This window comes from Anaeromusa sp., from assembly GCF_028691475.1.
Taxonomy (GTDB): Bacteria; Bacillota; Negativicutes; order Anaeromusales; family Anaeromusaceae; genus Anaeromusa.
This window is the reverse complement of the sequence record NZ_JAQUZF010000193.1, coordinates 1-3,147: the sequence shown is the minus strand read 5'-3', so window position 1 is coordinate 3,147 and position 3,147 is coordinate 1. Positions and strand designations below refer to the sequence as shown.

The following is a 3,147-nucleotide window of genomic DNA, read 5'->3' as shown; positions in this document are numbered from 1 at the left end:
AGGCGCCTCACGCAACATTAACACAAGAAGAAATTGAAGCCCTGCTGAAAACGCTGCCGCCAGATGAAACTCCGGCAGACGCAATTCCAGCAGGGCCTGTTGGCGTGTCCAGCCAAGATCCAAACGCACAAATGAGTCAGGATGACATTGCTGCGTTACTTGCTTCTATGCAAACGGAACCAGAAACAGCCGCAGAACCGGCGGTTCCACCGGCCACCGATCCCAATGCCAAGATGAGTCCAGACGATATTGCCGCTCTCTTTGCGTCCATGCAAGGCGAGCCGAAGAAAGTGGAAGAACCTCCTGTCGCAGAAGCTGCGCCGGAAGCGCCTCCTGCCGAACCAGCAGCCGATCCGAACGCCAAGATGAACCCGGACGATATCGCCGCTCTCTTTGCGTCCATGCAAGGCGAACCGGAGAAAGCGGAAGAGCCTCCTGTCGCAGAAGCTGCGCCCGAAGCGCCTCCTGCTGCACCGTCAGCCGATCCGAACGCCCAAATGAGCCAGGACGACATCGCAGCGCTCTTGGCCTCTATGCAAGATAATGAAGAAAAAGCAGAAACTCTGGCAAGTCCTGAAGCAAAAAACGAAACGTCCGTCCCCGAGGCAGCACTACCTACAGAGCCTTCATTAACAGATCCAGAAACCGAAAAAAGCATGTCCCAAGACGAAATTGAAAAGCTTCTTTCCGATTTGGGGCCGCTCGATCAATCAGAGCAAGAAGCGACTGCCGAAGCGACGCCTAAACTGGATGATACTCAACCAGTGCCTATCTTGCCCGACGCAGCAGCCGCTGCTGTTGAAGCGGCCGTTGAGGAAACGTCATCCTCAACTCCGTCTCTCCCAGGACGCTTCGCTGCCTTCTTAGTTCTACTTAAAGCACAGTTTGCAAAACTGCCTTTTCGCAAACGCGCTGCTGCGCCGGAAGCCCCAGAAGCAACCCCAACCAAGAGCAAAGCCACCGCTATCTCCGCCGGTGAAGAAGACGACACAAGCGCCCGCAAGCTCAGCTTCAAGGCGATCGCGGCCACAACCTTGCTTTTACTGCCGCTGGTAGTCCTCGCAGGCTACTATTTAGGCGTAAAGCAGCACGGCCCGGATGACGCCGCAACGCTGGCGCCCAAGGAAGCGCTGTCCCAAAAAGGCGTCTCTTTCAGTCAACAATCCTTTGTCGAAAACGCAGAGCGCGGCAATTTGGCCGTAGCCGGACTTTTTCTAGAAGCAGGCATGTCGCCGGAAGTATTCCGCGCCTTTGACGGCTACACACCTCTGATTGCCGCCTCCGAATCGGGCCGCCTGGCGACAGTGGAACTTTTGTTGAACCACGGCGCCAATGTAAATGCCATTGATAAAGACAAACAAACCGCGCTTATGCGCGCGGCTGCAGCCGGCCGACTTGATGTCGTGCGTCTTTTAATTGACCGCGGCGCCGACCTATCCCGCAAAGACAAATTAGGTCAAACCGCCTTGCGCTTAGCTGCCAACCGCAACCAAGGAGCTGTTGTGCAATGGCTTCGTTCGCTCAATGCGCCGGACGAAGGTCCAGCCGCCGGAACACCGCCGGCCCCGCCTCCGGAACTAGCAACAGCGAAGCCCTCCAACGTACCGGACAGCCAAATTGCTCCGTCATTGCTCTTGGCAAACGGCCAAGCCGGTCCCATAAAAATCGGCTTGGGCTTGGCTGGCATTCGCAGCGCCTACCCGGAAGCCAAAATCAGTCCCGATGAAATCTACATCGGTGATCGCCGCTATCAAATTTTGAATATCTATCCAGACCCGCGCGATACTACCCCGGCGCTTTCTATCACCCTCAGTCCTTCCCGCTCCGTTTTGAGCATCGACGTCTATTCCTCTACGTTCCGCACCACTAAAAACATCGGCGTCGGCTCCACGCTAGGCGAGCTGCGCCAAAGCCATACGTTGAAAGCGATTCGTTATATGGACGGCTCGTTCCTTGCTACTGCCAGCGATACTAATGTTCTCTTTGAGCTTGGAGTTTCTGTCGAATCATTGCCCACGGAGTGGCTGCAAGGCAACCCCGAAAACACCTTGCCTAACAACCTCAAAATCAGCCGCATCATCGTGCAGCAGTAAGGCATAGGGAGAGTAAACAAGAGTCGCGAGAGTCACGGAGGGCTCGCATGAGGGTTACGGGGTATGGTTTTAAACAGGAGTAGAGGGAGTAGATGGAGGGTTGCGGCGGCAATGATTGTATTTGAGACTTTTATTGGAACAAGAGAGTCCGCTATAATTATGCCGCCGTTTACACAAAAGCTACTAGCCCTTGAAAACCCCTTTCGCGTTTTTCGTGTGTTTCGCGGTTCGTTTGATGAATTCTGGTATAGTAAAAAAGAAAACCCCTTGGCAAAAGCCAAGGGGTTACATTGCAACTATATTCAAGCTTGAATGTCAAGGTTTTCTCCCAGACCAGGAATAGCCGGCATCAGCATATCCAATTCACGGCCAGCCTGTTCTGTGCCATTATCCATGGCTTTTTTCATAATGGAAATTCCAACTTGGTCCTGAACTCGACTTTGACTCATCGACATGGACAAAAGAGCGATATCCATTCGCCACCTCCTTACTGTCCAACAACATATTCCTACAATTTATTATACCATAACCGCCCCTTTAAATTCACTGTCTTTTTCGGAGGTTATTTACTATGAACACAATTACTTTGCCCATTAGCTGGGATATTCTGCAGCTTTGGATGCTGCCTGCAACAATCATCCTTATTTCTCTTTTAACGGGCATCCTTCTCAATCGCTTAGTGTCGCAGCGCTTGCGCGCCATTCCCCTTTCCGAGTCCATGGAGCAGGCCCACGAGCTTTTTGTCCATGCTTTTCGCGGCATCCCCATTCTCTGGTCCCTCATGGGCGGTATTTATCTGACTACACGCACCGTATCGCTGTCCGCGAATATCCAGCAGTTTTTAGCCAGTGCGCTTTTAGCCCTGGTTTTGCTCTCCGCTACGTTAGTAGCCGCCCGCATTGTCGGCGGTTTAGCCACCCTATATGCTAAACGCGCCCAAACCATTCTACCTACCACTTCCATCTTGGTCACGATTGCCGAATTGTTCGTATTCCTCCTCGGCGCCCTAATCACCTTAGAATCATTGGGTATTTCCATTACGCCCATTCTCACC

At 52.8% G+C, this 3,147-nt stretch carries 4 protein-coding genes; 3 read left to right on the top strand and 1 reads right to left on the bottom strand.

The window, feature by feature from the left end; all coding sequences use genetic code 11:
* Both PHF27_RS14075 and PHF27_RS14070 read left to right on the top strand, forming a co-directional pair.
* A partial coding sequence (locus PHF27_RS14075) for an ankyrin repeat domain-containing protein (RefSeq protein WP_300071434.1) occupies nt 1–2,093 on the top strand: 2,093 nt, incomplete at its 5' end.
* Nucleotides 2,094–2,204: 111 nt separating this feature from the next.
* A complete protein-coding gene (locus PHF27_RS14070) occupies nt 2,205–2,405 on the top strand; it encodes a hypothetical protein (RefSeq protein ID WP_300071431.1) in 201 nt (66 codons plus the stop codon).
* Here the strand turns inward: PHF27_RS14070 and PHF27_RS14065 are convergent.
* Nucleotides 2,396–2,569: a YjfB family protein gene (locus PHF27_RS14065; protein WP_300070533.1), complete on the bottom strand. Its 174-nt coding sequence runs from the start codon at nt 2,567–2,569 to the stop codon at nt 2,396–2,398. The genes PHF27_RS14070 and PHF27_RS14065 overlap by 10 nt on opposite strands.
* A gap of 95 nt (nt 2,570–2,664) precedes the next feature.
* On the opposite strand from PHF27_RS14065, the gene PHF27_RS14060 reads away from it, so the two are divergent.
* The coding region (locus PHF27_RS14060) for a hypothetical protein (RefSeq protein WP_300071428.1) at nt 2,665–3,147 on the top strand (483 nt) is incomplete at its 3' end.